The following is a 21,240-nucleotide window of genomic DNA, read 5'->3' as shown; positions in this document are numbered from 1 at the left end:
ATTTTTGAAAAATAAAATTTGAATTGGGTTAATCATTTTTTTAACTGTAGGTGGGGGTTAAGCGGGTAGGGGTTAGAGGGGTGGGGAATTAAATGAAGTTGGATTTTTTTTTATTTTTTTTTATTTTTTTTGAATTGGAATATAGAGGCATATTTTTTCACGCAGGTGCGAGCACCTGATGCATTGGGTGCGACCCCAATGGGGACTTACCGGTGGGCAGGTAATTTTGAGTGTTGATTTTTCATATGCAATAAATAATTACATTTTTCACGCAGGTGCGAGCACCTGATGCATTGGGTGCGCCACCCAATGGGGACTTACTGTTGGATTTTAATTCGCCTTTTGGAATTTGAAGCCTTCGTATTTGAGAATGGTGATTTTGGAGTTTTCGATGAAATTAATTGTTCCATCGGTTTGTTTTATTGGCGTGAATTCGATTGGATACATTAAATAGCGCAAGGTTGGATTTACTTTGCCGCATGAGCCGGAAAGGTCGGGGCCGTAGGTGGCGAGCATGGTGCCGAAATACATCATGATGTCGTAACCGCGGTATGCAAATTCTGAGGGACGTGTTGAATAACGATTTTCAAAGGCTTCGTTAAATTCTTTTACCTGTGGTAAATTTTGATCTACCCAATATCCTGTTGCATAATGAAAACGCAAATTTTCATAATAATCAAGTGATACGGATTCGAGGGTTAAAATATTTTGTAATCCGATTAATGTGATATCATTGCTGCGCGAAATTTTTGATAAATCGCGAATTAATCCGTTGATATATAATTCATCGTTGCCTGCAATAAACACATAATTATTTCCATAACCGATATTATCGGAAATGCCGGAAAAATTGGATACTTCTTTTAATGTGGCAATGTTTTTTCCTTTTTGTGCATCGAATGCTGCTTTAAATTCTGCGGCAATTTTTGCTTCATTGGGTTTGTCGTTGCGATATACTACAATAAAATTTGCTGTCGGACTTTGTTTTAACGCGAAATTAATTGTTGCAGCAAGTTGTGCATCAATTGGGGGATTTGCCATAATAAAAAATTTATTGCTGTCGGCAAATGTATTAGTAGGAGAGAGTGGTGAAACTAAATACACCTCATTTTTTTTAATTATGGGTGCTGCGGCTTTTAATCCGTCATTAAATATTGGACCTATTATTAAATCTGTTTTTTTAAATTCTTCTTTTTGTAATAATAGAGCAGAACTTAAGCTGTCTTTTAAACTGTTATAAACGTTGATGTTTAATTTATATCCTAATCGATCTAAAGTATCTAATGCTAATAGTGCACCTTCGTAAAATTCAAGTGAAGCGAGTGGTTGATAGCCTGTTATTTTATCTTCACCCATTAATTTTAATAATTCCACTTCGTCGGTGGAAAATGGTAATACAAAAGAAATAGTATAACGTTCTTTTTTTGACCATGATTTTCCTGTGGCTGCAGTTGCGATGCTGTCTTTTGCTTTTTCTTTTTCTGCAGGTGTTTTTGTTTCTGTTGTTGTTGTTGTTTCTGTTTTTACTTCAGTTGGAGGAATAGGTGTTTTGTGCGGTGGATTAATTACCGTACATGCTGAAAACAAAATCAGCGCAATAAAAATTGTCATATTTATTTTATTCCCACTCAATTGTTGCAGGGGGTTTTGAACTGATGTCGTAAACAACGCGGTTAATGCCTTTAACATGATTGATGATATCTGACGAAATTTGTGCCAATAATGTATGTGGCAAATGACTCCAATCGGCCGTCATACCGTCTGATGAATTAACACAACGTAAAGCAACAACATTTTCATATGTTCTTTCATCACCCATTACACCAACTGTTTGCACCGGTAATAAAATTGCACCTGCCTGCCAAACCTTATCATACCAACCGGAATTTTTGAGGTGGTTGATAAAAATGGCATCTGCTTCCTGGGTAATGCGCACCTTTTCAGCAGTAATATCACTGATAATCCGAATAGCCAAACCGGGACCCGGAAATGGATGACGGTGTAAAATTTCATGTTTTAACTGTAAGGTATCACCAACTCTGCGCACTTCATCTTTAAATAAATAACGCAATGGTTCAATTACTTTCAAATGTAATTTTTCGGGTAGGCCACCCACGTTATGATGCGATTTAATGGTTGCTGACGGACCGTGAACAGAAACTGATTCAATTACATCGGGATAAATTGTGCCTTGAGCAAGCCATTTTACACCTTCCAGTTTTTTTGATTCGCGTTCAAATACATCGATAAATACCTTGCCGATAATTTTTCGCTTTTTTTCAGGGTCGCTAACATTTGCAAGTGCTGTGATAAACTCTTCAGCAGCATCTACACCCACAACATTTAACCCCATATCCTTATAGCTGTGCAATACGGAATCAAATTCACCTTTACGCAGTAAACCATTATTTACAAATATGCTGATGAGGTTGCTGCCAATTGCTTTATTTAATAAGATTGCGGCAACGCTGGAATCAACACCGCCTGATAAACCTAAAACAACTTTATCTTGCTGAACGGTATTTTTTATTGATGCGATTGTTTCTTCAACAAATGATTCCGGTGTCCATGATTGTTTGCAACCACAAATTTTCACCACAAAATTTTCTAATATTTTTTTACCTTGATCAGAGTGGGTTACTTCAGGATGAAACTGAATGCAATAAACGGGGTATTCAAATGTTCCATTGTCTGAAGCGTAGGCAGCTACGTCGATGCTCGCTGTTTTTGCTGTGATATGAAAACCTTCAGGTAATCTGGTAACTGTATCGCTATGGCTCATCCACACCTGACTTTCATCATCTACACCATAAAATAAATCGTTCTGACGGTCCAACAGGTGCAAAAATGCGCGGCCGTATTCTCTTTTTGAAGATGGCTGCACATTACCTCCAAAATGTTGTGCTATGAACTGAGCGCCGTAACAAACCCCTAAAAGCGGACGTCTGTTTAATACTTTCTCAATTTCAAAAGCAGGTTTATCGGCTTGAGAAACGGAAAACGGACTTCCGGATAAAATAATACCTTTTATATCGTCGGTTATTTCGGGAATTTTAGTGCAGGGAACGATTTCACTGTAAACGTTCAATTCCCTGATTCTGCGGGCAATTAATTGAGTATACTGCGATCCAAAGTCAAGAATCAGAATTTTTTCAGTCATGCGCAAAGTTACGAATTTGGTGTTAGCATGATAATCTTATTATGTTGATTGTGTGGGAAATCTTGTCGCAAGAAAAAGAAACGGCAATCATTTTTTGAAATTATATCCGCGACAATTATCAATAATTATTGGGTTGTGGAATGTCAATCAACAAAGTGTGGAATTTTTCCCCACATGCTGAGCAAACTTTCCCCACCATATTCCCCAGTTGTGGAAATTCCCCAAATATTAGATATCACAAAATACCTGTTGGGTTATTGGTTGAATTGAATTCTGTATTGGAGGAGCTTAATACAATGCCTGATTATTAGCCTATTCCAGGTAAATGGCAGCATGCAAACTAAAATATAACTAATTGATTTTAAGGAAATTAGGGAAGAAAAAAGGGAAAAGGGAACAAGCAGCAACTTTATTACATAAAAAAAGCAGAGATCACCGTTAAGGTTCCCTCTGCTATCCCCATGAAAACACACACGTAGGAGTAGGTGCAAATGGTGTGCCAGTCGATGGAATGGTTGGATAGCGGGGAGTTGAGAGGATTTTATAATTGTAGATTGAAGATTGAGGAATTTGGGTTTTGGGGTGGGGATGGTATTTGGAGTTTTGGCTGGAAAGTTAGTGGTGGTGGGATTTTTTAATTGAAGATTGAAGATTTGGGGATTTGGGTTTTATGGTTGGGATGTTATTCGGAGTTGTGGCTGGAAAGCAATGAATTCAAGGGATTTGGGGAATTAAAAAAATAAGTACAAAAAAAAAGCAGAGACGGAAGGGAGTAAAAGCAGATAAAGTGCAGGTTATCGGAACCTTTGGTAGACGCGAGTTTCGAGGTGTAAGCGCAAATTTTTAAATTGAAGATTGAGAAATTTGGAAATTTGGGATTTGAGTTAAAGTAGTTACGCTCACATTAAGCTGGAAAGCACTGAATTTAAGGGGTTTGGGGGATTGTAGAATTTAAATGCAAAAAAAAAGCAGAGACAACCGATTAGGTTAACTCTGCTATCCCCATGAAAACACACACGTTGGAGTATATGCAAATGGCGTGCCAACCGGTGGGAGGGGTTGATTGACGGGAGTTTCGAGGGGTAAGGGCAAATTTTTGGATTGAAGATTTGGAAATTGAGGAAATTGAGATTTGTTGTGAGTAGTTACGCTCATATTATGCTAGAAAGCACTGAATTCAAGGGATTTGGGGAATTGAAGAAAATAAGTACAAAAAAAAGCAGAGACGGAAGGGAGTAAAAGCAGATAAAGTGCAGGTTATCGGAACCTTTGGTAGACGCGAGATTCGAGGTGTAAGCGCAAATTTTTAAATTGAAGATTGAGAAATATGGAAATTTGGGATTTGAGTTAAAGTAGTTACGTTCACATTAAGCTGGAAAGCACTGAATTTAAGGGGTTTGGGGGATTGTAGAATTTAAATGTAAAAAAAAAGCAGAGACAACCAATTAGGTTAACTCTGCTATCCCCATGAAAACACACACGTGGGAGTATATGCAAATGGCGTGCCAATCGGTGTGAGGGGTTGATTGATGGGAGTTTCGAGGTGTTAGGGCAAATTTTTGGATTGAAGATTAGGGGATTTGGATTTTGTGATGGTGATGTTAATTTGAGTTTTGGCTGGAAGCTTTGCGTACAAAGGATTTTTTAATTGAAGATTGAAGATTTGGGGATTTGGGGTTTTATGGTTGGGATGTTATTCGGAGTTTTGGCTGGAAATGCCTGAATGTAAGGGATTTGTGGATTTTATTAATTTAATTACAAAAAAAAAGCAGAGACAACCATTCAGGTTACCTCTGCTATCCCCATGAAAACACACACGATAGAGATATATGCAAATGGTGTGCCAATTCAAAATTATGTAGAAATACATGGTGAAGAATGAAAAGTTTGCAGATTACTCAGGTATTCTTGCTTTAAAACTGCAAATACGGTTGAAATTATTGCAATTTGGCAATGTGTACTTAATGTAAAATGTGCAAAAAGTGTTGCTGATAAAGGGTTTGAGGAATTTTGAGGTTAAAAAAGCAGCCCTTAAAATGAAATTGAATGCATTTTAGCACAAAAAGAATTCGCAACAATTGTAGATGCCTGTCTATACATTGATTTGCGGATTTTGGAATGGATTTGAGGCGTGTATAAATAAAAAAAGCAGAGTGCACGGAAGGACTCCGATTCCTCTGCTATCCCCATGAAAACACAAAAATTTATATGAGAACGGCTAAGCCGATACCAAATTTTCAATACTAAAAAAGAACTGCTGTAAATGCGTTACAAATGTATAAAAGCCCGTACAAATTTTCCAAATTTTTTTCGAAAAAATGAAAAATTTGTCTTTAGTATCCTTGGTACGGATTGTGTAACTTTGGGGTGTAATGAATATCCTAAATCGTAAATCAGCCATTGTATCGGCTTTGCTGGTATCTCTGCTTAGTTTGACCCTGCTTAATTTTAAAAACGCTGCTCCCGAAAACGACTACAAACCTGACGCATATGTGCACGATGTTTTGCGTGATCTTGGTGCTGTTTTACCTTCTTATTACCCGGAAACGATTTCACCGGAAGAGGTTGAAAAGGGAAGAGAGTTGGTGTTTCAGGGTAGAACAACCGATCCTAAAGGCGGAAAATCGCAATATATCAGTTTATACTACGTGTGCACCAATTGCCACAATACCGTAATTGAAGAATCTGTTTTATCTGTGAACTCTGATCCGGAGGCAAGATTGGATTATGCGATTGAACATAAACTACCTTTTTTACAAGGCACCACTTTTTATGGTATCAGCAATCGTGAGTCATGGTATAATGATGATTACTATAAAAAATATGGCGATTTGGTAAAAGCTGCTAAAGTAGATTTACGTGAATCAATTCAATTGTGTGCTAAAGAATGTTCTAAAGGACGTTACCTCGAAAAATGGGAAGAAAGTGCGATTTTATCTTATTATCTGGCCAACAGCTATCGTTTAAGTGATATTTTTTCTACAAGTGAAATTGAAGAACTCAACAGTAAAAAATCAAATGCTGCTCAACATCCTGCATTAGTAACCTGGATAAAAAGTAAATATGCATTAAAATCACCAGCAGCTTTTGTTGAACCACCTTATGATCAGGGAAATAATTTACCTGTGGGTGATCCAGCACGCGGAAAAGCTATTTATGAATTAAGTTGTCAAAACTGTCATAAAGCATACGGTTGCAGCGATAATGTTTTTGATAATTCATCATTTACTTTCAAAAAATTTAATCGCGATTTCGATAAAGATTATTGGTGGTTATTTAAAGCTGTGCGTCACGGGTTTTATGGCTATCCCGGTCACGAACCATATATGCCGCATTACACCGCTGAACGTATGAGCGATAAACAGGTAATGGATTTAAAAGCGTATTTCCAGCAACAGGCTAGTTAATATTTGAAAGAACAGAAAAAAGTCAGCGCCAGCTACGGAGTATACTATTGCTTTGGCTGTTTTGTAAAGTTTTAACCGCGTACAAATAACCATTTAACACCTTCATAAATACCTATGCCGATATAACCCAATATTCCGGGTTTTACTTTTTCGTTCAGATAAACTGTGATGGAACTGTATTGCACATTTTGTGTAATTGAACGCATTTGACCTTCTAGCAAATCAATTTGTGTATTCAAACGTTCCAGTTCTTTTTCTACCATCAGCGCTGCAGAAACATTTTCTGCCTGTGCTAATAATTCGAGATAACGTTTACGGGCAGATTGTGCATTTTCTAAGCGTATTTCTAGGTCTGTATACTGGTCTGTAACATCGTTGCCGATAATATTTTTAGATGTAATTTCACCTAATGCAGAAATTTCTGCAATCGCTGTATCTAACATGGTTGATTTTACTTCTATTGTAGTTGAATAATTATTACTTTTAGACATATAACCATCGTATTTTTTTGCAATTTCATTTAATACGGTTTTAATTGAATCAGTTGATTCTTTGATGGTTAAATCTATATTGGCATCATAGGTAATTAGTCGTGTTTTTGGTTGGTCGGCTTCAGCTATAGTTCTAGATCCATTTATAGTTTGTTTATCATTTAAGTAATTGAGGGGATTTACTTCCCACATCGGACTTTCTTGTGGCTCTTTTGCAGTTACACATCCGGTTAGTGTAATAATTAAGATAACAAAAATTGGAAAAATATTTTTCATAGTAATTTAATTTTTAAATTCTGTCAATTGGTTGGTCAATTAATTCTTTTTCATTTAATAAACCTAATTCATTGCGCAAACGGGCAACTTCATCTGCTGCTTTATAGGCTGCGATTAATGCTGCAAAAAATATAATGCGAATAAATATGCCTTGAAAAGCAGTAGCGGGGTCCATTAAAATTGCCATACCTATTTTAATGGCATACATGGCAATGCCGATTGCGGTGATGGGTTTTGGATATTTTTTTACGAGTAGTGCAAGCACAAAAAACAAGCTGCCATAAATTGCATTAAATAAGGTATCACCGACGGGAAATTTATTGAGAAAGTATAAAGCCAAACTTGTAATTATCATCAAGGCGCCAATGATTATGAGAATGATGCGGGCATCTCTGATTTTTTTTTCGGCCTTTTTGAGGAGTTTTTCTCTGGGGTCTTCGTTGGCCTTATTTTCAAGATAGGCCTGTTCATATGCATCCATGGAAGAAAATTTCCACTAATATATAGAGCAGAACTCAAGAATAAGAAATTTGCTGTGCATAAATTGTCCGTGAAGAAGTCAAATTCGGTAAATCTGACCTCAGATCATCTTTTGGCAAGTGTAGGGCAAAGTCAGAAACTATGCCGGTAATTAAGGGATTACAATTACATTATTTTACCCATTCTTCGTTGCGGTATTCGCCGAGAATTACAACATCTTTACTTCCAGCGTAACGCCTTGCAGCATCTTCCATTTCAGCCTTTGTTTTACTTCTGATTTTGATGCCTTTGTCCTTTTGTCCCTTGTTCAATACTTCAATATAAAATCCGTCTATCAGCTTTGCACTTCTTGTGGATGGTCGCCCTTTTCCTTTGGTATTCATTTAATCAATTTTTGGTAAGATACGAAAACTTTAACAAACTGTGAGCCAAGATAGTTCAATTTATTGTTAAAAGGTTGAAATTTAAGCAGTTGTATGCCTGCCGCACCACCATCAGCATAGGTAGATGCAGTTGCACTAAGCTCTTAAGTTCTAAGGCCGATACAATGGGTAGGCTTGCGGGATAAGGTAACTACACAGCGGGTTGTACAAAAAAAGGCAACGAATGTGCTCCGTTGCCCTTCATGTACCTTTCTCCCCAAAAAAAACTATGCCTCTGCATGTTCGTCCTTATGCGCATGCATCAACTCATTCTGCAATTCAAACGGAACCGGGGCGTACTCGGCAAACGAGCGGGTAAACTTGCCACGGCCCTGAGTTAGCGAGCGGAGGGCGGAGGAATAATCATATAATTCGCTTAAAGGCACTCTGGCCATTACTTTTTGATAGTGACCTTCGGAATCCATGCCCATTACAATGCCGCGACGGGTTTGCAAATCGCCGATCACATCGCCCATATAATCGTCGGGAACCAGCACTTCCAAGTCGTAAATCGGTTCAAGAATGCGTGGGTCGGCTTCGCGGAAGGCATTTCTAAAGGCCATCATACCAGCCAATTTGAATGCCATATCATTGCTGTCAACTGCATGCATTTTGCCATCGTAAACGCTTACGCGCACATCGCGCACGTAGCTGCCGGTTAAAGGGCCGTTGTGCATTTTTTCCATCACACCTTTTAAAATGGAAGGTAAAAAACGTGCATCGATGGCGCCACCAACAATACAATTATAAAATACGAGTTTGCCACCCCATTTTAAATCATGTTCCTCGCGACCGCGAATGGTAACGTCTTTAGGGTCGGGCATGCCATCGTACCATGGTTCAACAATCATGTGCACTTCGGCAAATTGTCCGGCACCACCACTTTGTTTTTTATGACGGTAGTCGGTGCGCACTGATTTTTGAATGGTTTCGCGATACGGAATGCGCGGTTTAATAAAGTCGAATTTAATACCGTATAAATGTTCAATTTTCCATTTCAAAACCTGCAGATGCAGCTCACCCTGGGCATTTACCAGTGTTTGTTTCAACTCCATATTATGGTCGATACTCACTGTTGGGTCTTCCTCATGAATATGATTGAGCGCGATACCCATTTTTTCTTCATCACCTTTATTATGCACTTCAATTGCTGCCTGCACTTTAGGCTCAGGAAAATGGATAGGCTCAACGGCAACATCCTGACCTTTTGCAGCAAGTGTGTCGTTGGTATGCGTTTTTTTCAGTTTTACGGTTGCACCAATATCGCCGGCATTTAATTCATTTACATTTTCGCGTTTTTTGCCTTGCAATACAAAAAGTTGGGTGATACGTTCACCGCTGTTGGTGTTGGTATTATTTAAATCCATACCCGCGCTTACTTTTCCGCTACAAACTTTAAAAAAACTCATGTCGCCCAAATGTGGTTCGCTTACAGTTTTAAATACGAAAGCGATTGTTGGGTTCGAAGTATTACAAGGCAAATCCTGACCATTGGTGAGTTTTTCAGGATGCATATGTGCTGCGGAAGGGCAACATTTATCGATGAAACCCATGATGCGACCGCTGCCCATATTGTGTTTGGCAGAAACTACAAACACCGGAAATAGCTCGTGGTTGCGGATTGACAGCATCATACCTTTCACCATTTCTTCTTCCTCGAGTGTTCCTTTTTCGAAGAATTTTTCCATTAATCCTTCGTCGTTTTCGGCAATGGCTTCGATTAATTCATTGTGTAATTGTTGCGCCTTTGGCATTTCCGATTCGGGAATAGGCATTTTTTCGGGTTTTCCGCCATCGGGTTTAAATTGATACATGACCATTGCGTGGACATCGATAATGGCATTAAAATCAACACCCTGATTGTAAGGATATTGCACAACGGTTACTTTGCGGCCAAAACGTTCTTTGGCTTGTTCTATCGTACTATCGAAATCGGATTTTTCTTCATCAACGTGGTTGCAAATCAGGATCATGGGTTTTTTGAGATGATCGGCGTATTCCCATATTAATTCGGTGCCTACTTCAACGCCATGTGCTGCATTAAGCACTAATAAACCGGTGTCGGCAACTTTAAAAGCTGCTATTACTTCACCAACAAAATCGTCCATACCGGGTGTGTCGATGATATTTATTTTGGTGTCTTTCCATTCAGCGTGCATGAGTGTGCTGAATACGCTGTTCCCTCGTTCGTGTTCTAATTCATTGTAATCGGAAGTGGTATTATTGTCGGCAATGGTACCACGGCGGTTTAAAGCTCCGGCTTCAAACAACATGCATTCAGCAAGCGTTGTTTTGCCGGAGCCGGAATGGCCCACCAGAACAACATTTTTAATGTTTTCGCTACTAAAAGTTTTCATCATGTCCTCCTTTGTTTTAGAAGTGCAATATAAAAAAATTTCTCTGCAAGGAAAAATGATATTTGTTGCCTTGCGGGGGGATATTTGCAAGGGGATTATTCCGGGAAATTGTGTGTGGTTTCTCGCGGGGGATTGTTTTGGGTTTGTGTGGTTTCTCGCTAAGAACGCGAAGGGCAAAGGGCGCGAAGGGGGGATGTTTTTTGTTTGATGTGTTTTTGGATGGTGTGTTTTTTTTGCGCAAAGGGGATTGTTTTGGATGTGTGTGTTTCTCGCAAAGAACGCGAAGGGCAAAGGGCGCGAAGGGGGATGTTTTTTTGTAGGATGTGTTTTTGGATGGTTTGTTTTTTTTGCGCAAAGGGGGATTGTTTTGGGTTTGTGTGGTTTCTCGCAAAGAACGCGAAGGGCAAAGGGCGCGAAGGGGGATGTTTTTTGTATGATGTGTTTTTGGATGGTGTGTTTTTTTTGCGCAAAGGGGATTGTTTTGGATGTGTGTGTTTCTCGCAAAGAACGCGAAGGGCAAAGGGCGCGAAGGGGGATGTTTTTTGTATGATGTGTTTTTGGATGGTGTGTTTTTTTTGCGCTATTGTTTTGGGTTTGTGTGGTTTCTCGCTAAGAACGCGAAGGGCAAAGGGCGCGAAGGGGGATGTTTTTTTGTAGGATGTGTTTTTGGATGGTTTGTTTTTTTTTGCGCAAAGGATGTGTGTTTTTTGGATGGTGTGTTTTTTTCGCAAAGGGGACGTTTGATGTGTGTGTTTCTCGCAAAGAACGCGAAGGGGGATGTTTTTTTGTATGATGTGTTTTTGGATGGTTTGTTTTTTTTGCGCAAAGGGGATTGTTTTGGGTTTGTGTGGTTTCTCGCTAAGAACGCGAAGGGCAAAGGGCGCGAAGGTTTTTTTGTTTTTTGTGGTGTGGTTTGAATAATTTTTTGATTACCGATATTTGTTAGATTAGTATAAATCCTCAGTGCACTCTGTGTGGGTTTCTTTTGTATTTTCTCTGTGGTTACGGCTGTTTTTGGTGAATGTGATTGTTTGGTTTTATTTGTTGTTGACTTGTAATTATCAAGTTAGTATAAATTCTCTGTGCGCTCTGCGTGGGTTTCTTTTGTATTTGCACTGTGGTTACGGCTGTTTTGATGGATGTTGAATCAAGTGACTCAAGCTGTTTTTTGAGTTTGTTTAACAATAAAAACCACTATTCAAAATGGGGTCAAACTTATCCACATCGACTTTTTTTGCTGTTTAAAAGTTTGTTGCCATTTGTAGTGATGCCCGTTTTTAAGGTTATAATTTTACGCTCGTTAAAATAAGGGGAGCAATGCGTGTAACATATTACGGACATTCGTGTTTTTTGGTGGAGTTGAAGGGGAAAAAAATCCTCTTCGATCCGTTCATTACGCCAAATCCCCTGGCAGCAAATGTAAAGCCGGAGCAGATTTCAGCCGATTACATCTTTTTATCGCATGCACATAACGACCATACAGCCGATGCCCTGATGCTGGCCAAACAAACCGATGCAGCAATAGTTGGTGTTTGGGAAATACATGCCTGGGCGCAACGCAACGGTATCAAAAAAACGCATCCTATGAATATAGGTGGCACATTCGATTTTGAATTCGGGATGGTAAAAATGGTGAATGCCGTTCATTCGAGTTCGTTTGATGATGGCAGTTATGGTGGACAGGCAGCAGGGTTTTATATTGAGTCGGAAGAGGGCAATTTTTATTACGCAGGAGATACGGCATTACATTATGATATGAAATTGCTGGGCAAACATTTTGATATTGATATCGCTTTTTTACCTATTGGCAGCAATTTTACGATGGGGATTGATGATGCGATGATAGCATCAAAATATATTAAGTGCGATAAAATAATAGGTATGCATTATGATACGTTTGGATATATTAAAATTGATCATGCGCTTGCCAAAAAGAAATTTACCGACCAGGATAAAGAACTTATTCTGATGGAAATTGGAACAACCAAAGAATTTACATTTTAAGAAACAATATTCAGCTTAACAACAATTAATAACAACCAAAACGATGGGAAAAATTATTGCGATTGCAAACCAGAAAGGTGGAGTAGGAAAAACAACAACGGCGATTAACCTTGCAGCTTCTTTGGCTGTGCTCGAATTTAAAACGTTGCTGGTAGATGCAGACCCGCAGGCTAATTCAACCAGTGGTGTTGGTTTCGACCCAAAAGAAAACAGGGTAAATATTTATGATTGTTTAATGAACGACAAACTGGCAAAAGACGCTATTGTTGAAACAGAAACACCTAATTTACACTTATTACCATCGCACCTCGATTTAGTTGGTGCTGAAATAGAATTAATTAATCATCCGAATCGTGAACGCATTATGAAAACGATTTTGGAAGAGGTAAAAAATAATTACGATTACATTTTTATCGACTGTTCACCATCGCTCGGTTTAATTACCGTTAATGCATTAACTGCAGCCGATTCAGTATTGGTTCCTGTGCAATGCGAATATTTTGCTTTGGAAGGTTTAGGTAAATTATTAAATACAATAAAAATTGTACAAAATCGTTTAAATAATCCATTGCAAATTGAAGGAATTTTACTCACCATGTATGATGCACGTTTGCGTTTGAGCAATCAGATTGTTACGGAAGTGAAACGCCATTTTTCGGAAATGGTATTTGATGTAATTGTACACCGCAATACTAAACTGGGTGAAGCGCCAAGTTTCGGAAAACCGGTAATTATGTATGATGCAGACAGCACAGGCGCAGTAAATTACCTTAACCTTGCAAGAGAAATTCTTCAGAAAAACGGTGGCATCAATCCGCAACATACCGGCGAATTGCTGAAGGTTAATCAGAATTGATTAAATTTATATCAATAAAACATATTTACCCTGGCATTAACATGCTAAGGGTATACTTTTTGAATACAGGTGATAAATCGTTATAAACATGAGTCAGAAGAAACCAGACCTCGGTAAAGGCATCAGAGCATTGCTGCAAAGCATGGAATCTGAAACCTCGGTTGAAATAAATGATAAAAAAACGGCGCAGCAGGATTCTAATAATGCTGCGGTTAGTCATATTTCGCTTGACTCTATTGAGGTAAATCCGTTTCAGCCAAGGGCAGATTTTGATGAAACTGCACTGAAAGAACTTTCTGATTCAATTAAAATGCATGGTGTTGTTCAACCCATTACGGTTCGTAAGGTTGGCACGAATAAATATCAGTTGATTTCCGGTGAACGTCGCACGAGAGCTGCGAAATTGGCCGGTTTAAAAGAAATTCCTGCTTACCTGCGTGCAGCGAATGATCAGGAAATGCTCGAAATTGCGTTAATTGAAAATATTCAGCGTGAAGATTTAAATGCGATAGAAGTTGCTATTCATTTCAGACGATTACTTGACGAATGTAATTTAACACACGAGTCACTTGCTGAGCGCGTTGGTAAAGACCGTTCAACAGTTACCAATTTTTTACGTTTATTGAAATTACCTCCTGAAGTGCAACGCGGATTAAAGGAGAAAAAAATATCGATGGGTCATGCTCGCGCAATTTTAGCTTTGGAAGATCCAATTGCACAAATTGATATTTATAAAGAAACCATCACCAGAAATTTATCTGTTCGTGATGTGGAATTACTTGCTCGTGATTATCGCGGAAAAAAACAATCATCAACTTCTGCTACAACAAAAAAAGGCACGGGATTATCATTTGAATTGAAAAAAATTCAGGATGAAATGGCATCGCATCTCGCAACCAGGGTTCAGATTAAAAAAGATAAACAGGGCAAGGGTGAAATTGTAATTTCGTTTTTTTCTGATGATGATTTATTCCGTATAAAAGATATCATTGAAGATTAATGTCATGAAGGTTTTATTTGTTGTAACCGGCTTGTTTTTTGCTTCAGCACTATTCGCGCAAACCGATACCATTACTACATTTGAAACCGATACCATTTCCACCGCAGTAATTGATACAGCATTAACTGCCGATTCACTTAAAACACCTTTTTACAAAAATTTATGGAGTCACGACCCGCATAGTGTTGGTCGCGCAGCTTTATATAGTGCAATTATTCCCGGCTTAGGTCAGGCCTATAACGGCAAATACTGGAAAATTCCTATTGTATACGGCGCAATCGGAACGGCAGGTTATTTTATTTATTACTGGTACGATTTCTACGATGAATTAAAAACAGCGTATATATATCGTACAGATGAAGACCCGCTTACCATTGATTATTTATACGATTATATTGCAACCGACGAATACCTTTTACAAAAAGTAAGTCAGGCCAAACAATATACCGATTTAATGGTGGTATTAACTGCTGCAGCATATTTATTAAATATTGTTGATGCTGTGGTAGATGCACATTTATACGATTTTAATGTGAGTGATGACCTCAGTTTAAATCTGCAACCTTATTTTCCTGTTAGCAGTTTGAGATTAAATTCGATGCAACCTGCTTATGGTGTAACATTAAAATTATATTTAAAATGAATGTAGCACTTATCGGATACGGAAAAATGGGTAAGGCCATTGAGGGCATAATTCGCAATCATAATGCGGCGCATAGTAATCATATTCATGTTGTACATAAATTTTCAAATTCCGGAACTCGATTAACAGTTGAGCAATTAAAAGATGTAGATGTTGCTATTGAATTTACAACACCTTTATCGGCAGTTGATAATATTAAATTGTGTTTAGACGCAGGTGTACCCGTAATTGTTGGTTCTACAGGATGGTATGAGCAATTGGAGGAAGTTGAACAATATTGCAAAGAAAAAAGTGGCAGTGTTTTGTATGCGGCGAATTTCAGTATTGGTGTAAATATATTTTTCAAAATAAATACGTTGCTGGCGCAGATTATGCAAAATCAGCCGCAATATACTTTAAGTATTGAAGAAACACATCACACACAAAAATTGGATGCACCGAGTGGAACTGCGATAAAAACGGCTCAATTAATTTTACAGAACTGGTCACACAAAACAGGCTGGAAGCTGGCGCCTACGCAGGATTCCAACGCTATTCCCATTATTGCACATCGCATTGAACATGTTCCCGGAACACATGTGGTAAATTATGAAAGTGCTGTTGATGGATTACAATTAATACATACTGCACACTCACGCGATGGATTTGCCGAAGGTGCAGTTACTGCTGCAAAATGGATAATCGGTAAAAAGGGATTTTTTACTATGCAGGATGTGCTGGGATTATAATTTTATTTTAATTATTTCGTTTTACGATACATGAAAAATACACTTGCGATATTATTGGTTGTTATAAGTTTGTCGGTTGTTGCCCAAACAAAAATTGATAGTATCGGTATTAATAAATTAAATGGTGGCATTAAAGCACTTGAAGCGGATGCCGATTTAATTCATGCTAACTGGGGTTTTTGTATTATGGATCCCAAAACAGGTAAAATTCTTGCCTCACATGAACCTGAAAAAAGTTTAATGCCGGCTTCCAGTCAGAAGGTGATTACAACTATTGCAGGTATTAATTTATTAGGTGCTGATTATCGTTATAAAACGTATTTGGAATACGATGGGGTTATTGGTAAAGATTCTGTGTTAACAGGCAATTTATATATTCGCGGAACCGGTGATCCAACACTTGGCAGTGAGCGGTTAGACAGTGCTTTACGATTTGATTCTTTAATGACGATTTGGGCGGGAATAATTAAATCGAAAGGCATCAATAAAATAACAGGGAAAATAATCAGCGATGCATCTTATTTTGAAGATTATGCCACTCCGGGTAGCTGGAATTGGGATGATATTGGTCAATATTATGGTGCAGGTCCTTATGGGTTAAATGTTTTCGAAAATACATATACCGTTTATTTTTCTTCAACAGCTTCAAAATGTCGAATAGATAGTATTTATCCTGTTATTGATGGCATGACGGTTTGGAATGATGTTACTGTTGGCGGTGGGGGAGATGAAGCCTATATTTATGGAGCACCTGATAATTATTATCGTTACGTAACCGGCACGATTCCGGCAAACAGAAAAGCATTTACTGTTGATGGTTCCATGCCTGATCCACCATTATTTCTTGCCCTTGAATTTAAAAAAGGCATTGCTAAAAAATAATATAAAAGTGGAGCAACCGGTAACCACGGTTTATGCAATGGGAAGAGAAAATATTGCAGTTAATAAAGAAAGAAAAATTTTATATACACATTATTCGCCGGCATTAAGTGATATTATATATCACACCAACCAAAAAAGTATCAATTTATATGCTGAAGCGATATTAAAAACGATTGGAAGAACACAACTTAATGATGGCAGCCGCGAATCCGGAACAAAAGCGGTAAATACATTTTATGCCAATAAAGGAATTAATCTGGATGGAATGAATGTTGAAGATGGCAGTGGTTTGTCGAGAATGAACGTTTTTACAACCAATCAGATGTGTAGTATTCTGATGATGGAAATGAAACAACCAACATTTACAGATTTTAAAACATCGTTACCCATTGCAGGAAAAACAGGCACTTTAAAAACAATTGGCGACGGCACAGCGGCTGCAGGTAAGGTGTTTGCGAAAAGTGGTTCTATGTATAAAGTGCGCTCTTATTCAGGTTATGTGCAGACAAAAAGTGGTGAATTACTCAGCTTTTGTATTGTAGTAAATAATTACACTTGTGGCACTGCGGAGATAAAAGCAAAATTGGAAAAAATGATGATTTTAATGGCTGGTTTGTGATTTTTTGTATATTTATCATCTAACCACCAAAAAAAATGAAGTTATTTATTACGTGTTTGTCTTTCTTATGCATATTTGTTTCCTGCAAAAAAATAATTGGAATTCCTGATAATTTCGATTACGGAAAAATAGAAAAAAACGTTTACCAAAATGAATTTTTCGGGATGCACTGGCCAATTAATGACGGCTGGGAATCGCTTGACAGAGGCTATGTGGACAGTCTGCGCGCAGAAGGCTTAAAAGATATGGTTGGTGATAATGAACAACTGGAAAAAACCATAACTGCTGCTGATATTAAAACTGCAAATTTATTATCTATCATACATGTCGACACCGTTGAGGTGCAAATGTATAGTCCGAATATTTCCATGATTGCTGAAAATCTAGCACTAAATATTCAAATAAAAAATGGTAAAGATTATTTGGAAGAAGCCAAAAAATTTATGCAGGGCAGCGGTGTGAATTTTGAATTTGTTGGTGATATCCATCAGTTTAATATTGACGGAAAAGAATTTTACACAATGGAGGTAATAAATTTAGTGCAGGGTGTACCGATACATCAGGATTTTTATGCTACAGTAATTAATGGCTTCGGATTGGCTTTAGTGGGAAGTTGGATGGATAAAAAACAACGTGTTATTATACAACAATCGTTGGCTACCATTCAATTTGATTAAATTAAATATCGCGGTGTCGGGTTACGTATAAACTCAGCCATAACGAGCGGGAAAAGCGGAACAGGTAAGGTGAACCAAATAACCACAATCCGGCTACAATTAAAAATGCGTACGTAGTAGGAATACCGAATCCGAAATTCAGCAGGGAAAAAAATATCAAACTGGAAAATACGCCCATTGCATAACTCAAATACATGGCTCCGTAATAAAAACCCGTTTCCGGCTCTAAACGTAAGCCGCAGCTTGGGCAATATTTAGGCATTTTTGCCATCTCACTAAACACATAAGGATTTTTATTAACGAATAAATTGCCTTTGCGGCAACGCGGACATTTACAGGCAACAGCGGCCCCAAATGCAGAATCTGAAAAAGCCATGTACAAAGTTACCCTTTAAAATGAATTATATACTAAATAAATTTACATTTACGTTCATTTGCTGATTTGAAAACCACACTCCTGATATTATTTCTTAGTATTTGCTGTACCCCTGTTTTCAGCCAAAAATACAAACAGGCTTACCAGGCAGGTAATTACGAAAAGGCAATAAAATATGCTGAAAAAGCAATTGATGCCAATAGTAAAGATTTGGAAGCCTATCTAACCAAGGCAATGTGTAATTTACATCTTGGCACTGATTCACTCACAAAATCGGAGCATAGTTTTGGTGTGGAATCGGCATTTTCAAGTCTCAAGTTGATCATTAAAAAAGATAAAACCGGTGAATTTATAAAAATGCATCAGCCGGAGGTGGATAGTATTATTTATGCCAATTACAAAATTGCTGAGGCCAGTATTGATAATAATAAATTGGATAAGGCGGAAAAAATTATAAACGATTTAATTGCCATCCAACCAAAACCTGCTTATTATTTTTTGGTCGGACAAATGTGGCTAAATGAGGGAAATGATTTTAAGGCAATAGCAATGTTTAATGATGCTGCTGCAAAAATTTATCTCGATAACAAAGCAGGTATACAACCTGAACCCTATTTATTTGAAATATTTCAGGTGTTAGCAGAAAATATTGCAGGAAAAGGTGATTATAACAGTGCTTACACTATTTACAATCGTGCGTTAATATTATTTGAAGACAAAGATATTGATGAAGCATATGTAAATTTCTTAAGTTATATCGCAGACGGAACGTTTGGATACAACGATTCTGCAAAACAAATGGGTTTTATTAAAAATCTGGATACGATTGTTGCTTTTTTAGATGAGCCTAAAATAATTGCCAATTTAAAATGGAAAATGTTGTATGCCTATTACGGAAGTCACAGCCCCGGCGATTATTACGGCACAGCAAGTGTTTTGGAAGATTACAGTTGCAGAGAAAAAAATGACTCCACCTTATTATTTTTTTACGATAAAATATTTGATGCCACATTGGTTGAAACTACTATTGATGGCCTGCTACCTTCAGATGGCAGAAGATTTATGCGAAGTTGGCTGAATCTGCAAACCTGTTTAAATAATCGGGATATTACAACGGCTTTATATGGTGAAATGGATAAACTGCTTGCTGAAAAAAAATATATTCCGGCTTATGAGTGGTTGTATAATATGAAAATACAAAAAGTAGATGCGAAAAAAATCACGGAATATGAAAACAAATATTATGCGCTGATAAAAGATGCTGATACATCACAATTTTCGTTTATGGATTTGTATGAATTAACCACGTTTTTTCCGCAAAATAAAAATTTTAAGGCATTACAGGATAAAGGTGCGTATGCTGAAATAATTCGTTTAATTGATTCAAAACAATTTAGTGCTGCGGGTAAAATATTGCGCAAACAAATTCGTGTAAGTCCCAAAGACAAAACATTAAATGATTTATATCGCTTATGGGTAATTCGCGATTATCAGGAAAATTATGTTGGTTCTGCATTTTATATTGGCAGAGATGAATGGGGTGGAAGTGAAGAAAGTTGCACACCCGGAAAGTTATCGCCCGAAATACAAAAACAATTTTTGCAACGCTTAAATTATGTGCGCCGTGTTGCAGGTGTTCCGGATAATTGTGTGTTGCGCGACAGTTGGAATCAATATTGTCAGGCAACAGCATTATTAATGTCAGCAAATGGCGATTTATCCCATTTTCCGCCAACTACCTGGAATTGTTATACCAAAGAAGGCGCAATTGGTGCAAATAATTCCAATTTATCTTTAGGGTATAGTTGTGTGGATGCACTGATGGGGCAATTGGATGACAGTGGTGATAATAATTATTTTGTCGGCCACAGACGCTGGATATTAAATCCTGCACGCAAAGTGTTCGGACATGGCTCAACGAGTTATGCCATGGCTTTGTGGGCATTGGGTGGTGAAAATTCGGATTATGATCCTGCAATCGTAAAAGAATTTGAAACGCAATATGTATGCTGGCCGCCGGAATTTTATTTCCCTTCCGTTTTGAATACGGCAAGATGGTCGTTTTCGTTGCGAGGGGCAGATTTTTCGAAAGCGGAAATTGAAATGTATTCCGGCAATAATAAAATTGAAGTAAAGGTGCTGGAATTTTCTCCCGGTTACGGATTAAGCACTGTAGTGTGGGAGCCACAAGGTTCATTTTATAAATACGACCAGGATAACAGCTATAAAATAGTGGTAAAAAATGTGGGCATTGGCAGGTGGGACCTCGAAACGCAGGAGTATGTTTACGACTATAAAACCTTCACTTATTATACTACAATGGTATTTTGATAAAAAATGTCCTGCTGCCACTGATTTTTGTTTAATTTAGCCGTGAATTTAAGCACATGAGTTTAGTCCTGATTATCACCATTATTGCCGTAGGCGTCATTTTTATCTTCGTGGAATTCTTTTTTGTTCCCGGTTTTTCTGTATTTTCAATATTAGGTGCTGTTGTGGCAGGTATTGGTGTGTATATGGGTTACAGTCAGTACGGACAAACTGCCGGTAACTGGTTGCTCATTTGTTCGCTCATTGCAACGGGAGCCATTTTTTATTGGGGATATAAAAGAATGCAGTCCAAAAAATGGGCACTTAAAACCAATAGCGACGGCAAAGTAAATATTGATGATTTGAGCAGCTATAAAATTGGCGATAAAGGTATTACCTTAACCAATCTGCGTCCTGAAGGCAAGGCGTTATTTGGAGAAGATGGAAGAACAACAGTGTATTCCATTGGTGAGTTTATCGATAAAAATGCACATATTGAAATCATTAAAATAGAGCACAATAAAATTTTTGTAACAACAATAAATAAATAAT

19 protein-coding genes are annotated in these 21,240 nt (G+C 37.8%); 12 read left to right on the top strand and 7 right to left on the bottom strand.

Annotated elements, in window-relative coordinates; all coding sequences use genetic code 11:
* Nucleotides 1-330: 330 nt before the first annotated feature.
* On the bottom strand, nt 331-1,611 hold the full coding sequence (locus IPI65_20770; protein MBK7443865.1) for an ABC transporter substrate-binding protein: 1,281 nt from the start codon (nt 1,609-1,611) through the stop codon (nt 331-333).
* Between the two features lie 7 nt (nt 1,612-1,618).
* Nucleotides 1,619-3,160, bottom strand: coding sequence for a glutamine-hydrolyzing GMP synthase (gene guaA / locus IPI65_20765; GenBank protein MBK7443864.1), 1,542 nt, complete (start codon nt 3,158-3,160; stop codon nt 1,619-1,621).
* A 2,372-nt stretch (nt 3,161-5,532) separates the two neighbouring features.
* Here guaA and IPI65_20760 point away from each other — a divergent pair.
* Nucleotides 5,533-6,567 (top strand): cytochrome c, encoded by a 1,035-nt coding sequence (locus tag IPI65_20760; protein MBK7443863.1) that lies wholly within the window; start codon nt 5,533-5,535, stop codon nt 6,565-6,567.
* 71 nt (nt 6,568-6,638) lie between these two features.
* Here IPI65_20760 and IPI65_20755 read toward each other — a convergent pair whose 3' ends face one another.
* The 4 genes from IPI65_20755 to IPI65_20740 all read right to left on the bottom strand — a co-directional run bounded on the left by IPI65_20755 (nt 6,639) and on the right by IPI65_20740 (nt 10,593).
* Nucleotides 6,639-7,334: a DUF4349 domain-containing protein gene (locus tag IPI65_20755; protein ID MBK7443862.1), complete on the bottom strand. Its 696-nt coding sequence runs from the start codon at nt 7,332-7,334 to the stop codon at nt 6,639-6,641.
* A gap of 13 nt (nt 7,335-7,347) precedes the next feature.
* A complete protein-coding gene (locus tag IPI65_20750) occupies nt 7,348-7,815 on the bottom strand; it encodes a hypothetical protein (protein ID MBK7443861.1) in 468 nt (155 codons plus the stop codon).
* A gap of 169 nt (nt 7,816-7,984) precedes the next feature.
* On the bottom strand, nt 7,985-8,197 hold the full coding sequence (locus tag IPI65_20745; protein MBK7443860.1) for a hypothetical protein: 213 nt from the start codon (nt 8,195-8,197) through the stop codon (nt 7,985-7,987).
* A 266-nt stretch (nt 8,198-8,463) separates the two neighbouring features.
* Nucleotides 8,464-10,593, bottom strand: a complete 2,130-nt coding sequence (locus tag IPI65_20740) for an elongation factor G (GenBank protein ID MBK7443859.1) — start codon at nt 10,591-10,593, stop codon at nt 8,464-8,466.
* Nucleotides 10,594-11,078: 485 nt separating this feature from the next.
* On the opposite strand from IPI65_20740, the gene IPI65_20735 reads away from it, so the two are divergent.
* The 9 genes from IPI65_20735 (at nt 11,079) to IPI65_20695 (ending at nt 18,002) form a co-directional block, all read left to right on the top strand.
* A complete protein-coding gene (locus IPI65_20735) occupies nt 11,079-11,510 on the top strand; it encodes a hypothetical protein (protein ID MBK7443858.1) in 432 nt (143 codons plus the stop codon).
* Nucleotides 11,511-11,910: 400 nt separating this feature from the next.
* On the top strand, nt 11,911-12,597 hold the full coding sequence (locus tag IPI65_20730; protein ID MBK7443857.1) for a metal-dependent hydrolase: 687 nt from the start codon (nt 11,911-11,913) through the stop codon (nt 12,595-12,597).
* A 43-nt stretch (nt 12,598-12,640) separates the two neighbouring features.
* Nucleotides 12,641-13,453 carry a ParA family protein gene (locus IPI65_20725; protein ID MBK7443856.1) on the top strand — a complete coding sequence of 271 codons (813 nt, stop codon included), beginning with the start codon at nt 12,641-12,643 and terminating at the stop codon, nt 13,451-13,453.
* An 88-nt stretch (nt 13,454-13,541) separates the two neighbouring features.
* On the top strand, nt 13,542-14,453 hold the full coding sequence (locus tag IPI65_20720) for a ParB/RepB/Spo0J family partition protein (protein MBK7443855.1): 912 nt from the start codon (nt 13,542-13,544) through the stop codon (nt 14,451-14,453).
* 4 nt (nt 14,454-14,457) lie between these two features.
* Nucleotides 14,458-15,096 carry a hypothetical protein gene (locus IPI65_20715; GenBank protein MBK7443854.1) on the top strand — a complete coding sequence of 213 codons (639 nt, stop codon included), beginning with the start codon at nt 14,458-14,460 and terminating at the stop codon, nt 15,094-15,096.
* Complete coding sequence (gene dapB, locus IPI65_20710) at nt 15,093-15,824, top strand: 4-hydroxy-tetrahydrodipicolinate reductase (GenBank protein MBK7443853.1); 732 nt, start codon at nt 15,093-15,095, stop codon at nt 15,822-15,824. Before IPI65_20715 ends, dapB begins: the two co-directional genes overlap by 4 nt.
* A gap of 30 nt (nt 15,825-15,854) precedes the next feature.
* Nucleotides 15,855-16,706 (top strand): D-alanyl-D-alanine carboxypeptidase, encoded by an 852-nt coding sequence (locus tag IPI65_20705; GenBank protein MBK7443852.1) that lies wholly within the window; start codon nt 15,855-15,857, stop codon nt 16,704-16,706.
* Nucleotides 16,707-16,713: 7 nt separating this feature from the next.
* Nucleotides 16,714-17,325: a D-alanyl-D-alanine carboxypeptidase/D-alanyl-D-alanine-endopeptidase gene (gene dacB / locus IPI65_20700; GenBank protein MBK7443851.1), complete on the top strand. Its 612-nt coding sequence runs from the start codon at nt 16,714-16,716 to the stop codon at nt 17,323-17,325.
* A gap of 35 nt (nt 17,326-17,360) precedes the next feature.
* Nucleotides 17,361-18,002: a hypothetical protein gene (locus IPI65_20695; GenBank protein MBK7443850.1), complete on the top strand. Its 642-nt coding sequence runs from the start codon at nt 17,361-17,363 to the stop codon at nt 18,000-18,002.
* A gap of 1 nt (nt 18,003) precedes the next feature.
* Here IPI65_20695 and IPI65_20690 read toward each other — a convergent pair whose 3' ends face one another.
* Nucleotides 18,004-18,378: a DUF983 domain-containing protein gene (locus tag IPI65_20690; GenBank protein ID MBK7443849.1), complete on the bottom strand. Its 375-nt coding sequence runs from the start codon at nt 18,376-18,378 to the stop codon at nt 18,004-18,006.
* Between the two features lie 66 nt (nt 18,379-18,444).
* Here IPI65_20690 and IPI65_20685 point away from each other — a divergent pair, with 66 nt between their 5' ends.
* Together IPI65_20685 and IPI65_20680 are read left to right on the top strand one after the other, a co-directional pair.
* Entirely contained in the window at nt 18,445-20,709 is a 2,265-nt protein-coding gene (locus IPI65_20685; protein MBK7443848.1) for a tetratricopeptide repeat protein, read from the top strand.
* 56 nt (nt 20,710-20,765) lie between these two features.
* Nucleotides 20,766-21,239 carry an NfeD family protein gene (locus tag IPI65_20680; protein ID MBK7443847.1) on the top strand — a complete coding sequence of 158 codons (474 nt, stop codon included), beginning with the start codon at nt 20,766-20,768 and terminating at the stop codon, nt 21,237-21,239.
* Nucleotide 21,240 lies beyond the last annotated feature (1 nt).

This window comes from Bacteroidota bacterium, from assembly GCA_016706255.1.
GTDB lineage: Bacteria > Bacteroidota > Bacteroidia > Chitinophagales > BACL12 > UBA7236.
Note: the sequence above shows the minus strand (reverse complement) of the source record. Positions and strands in the feature narration are given on the sequence as shown.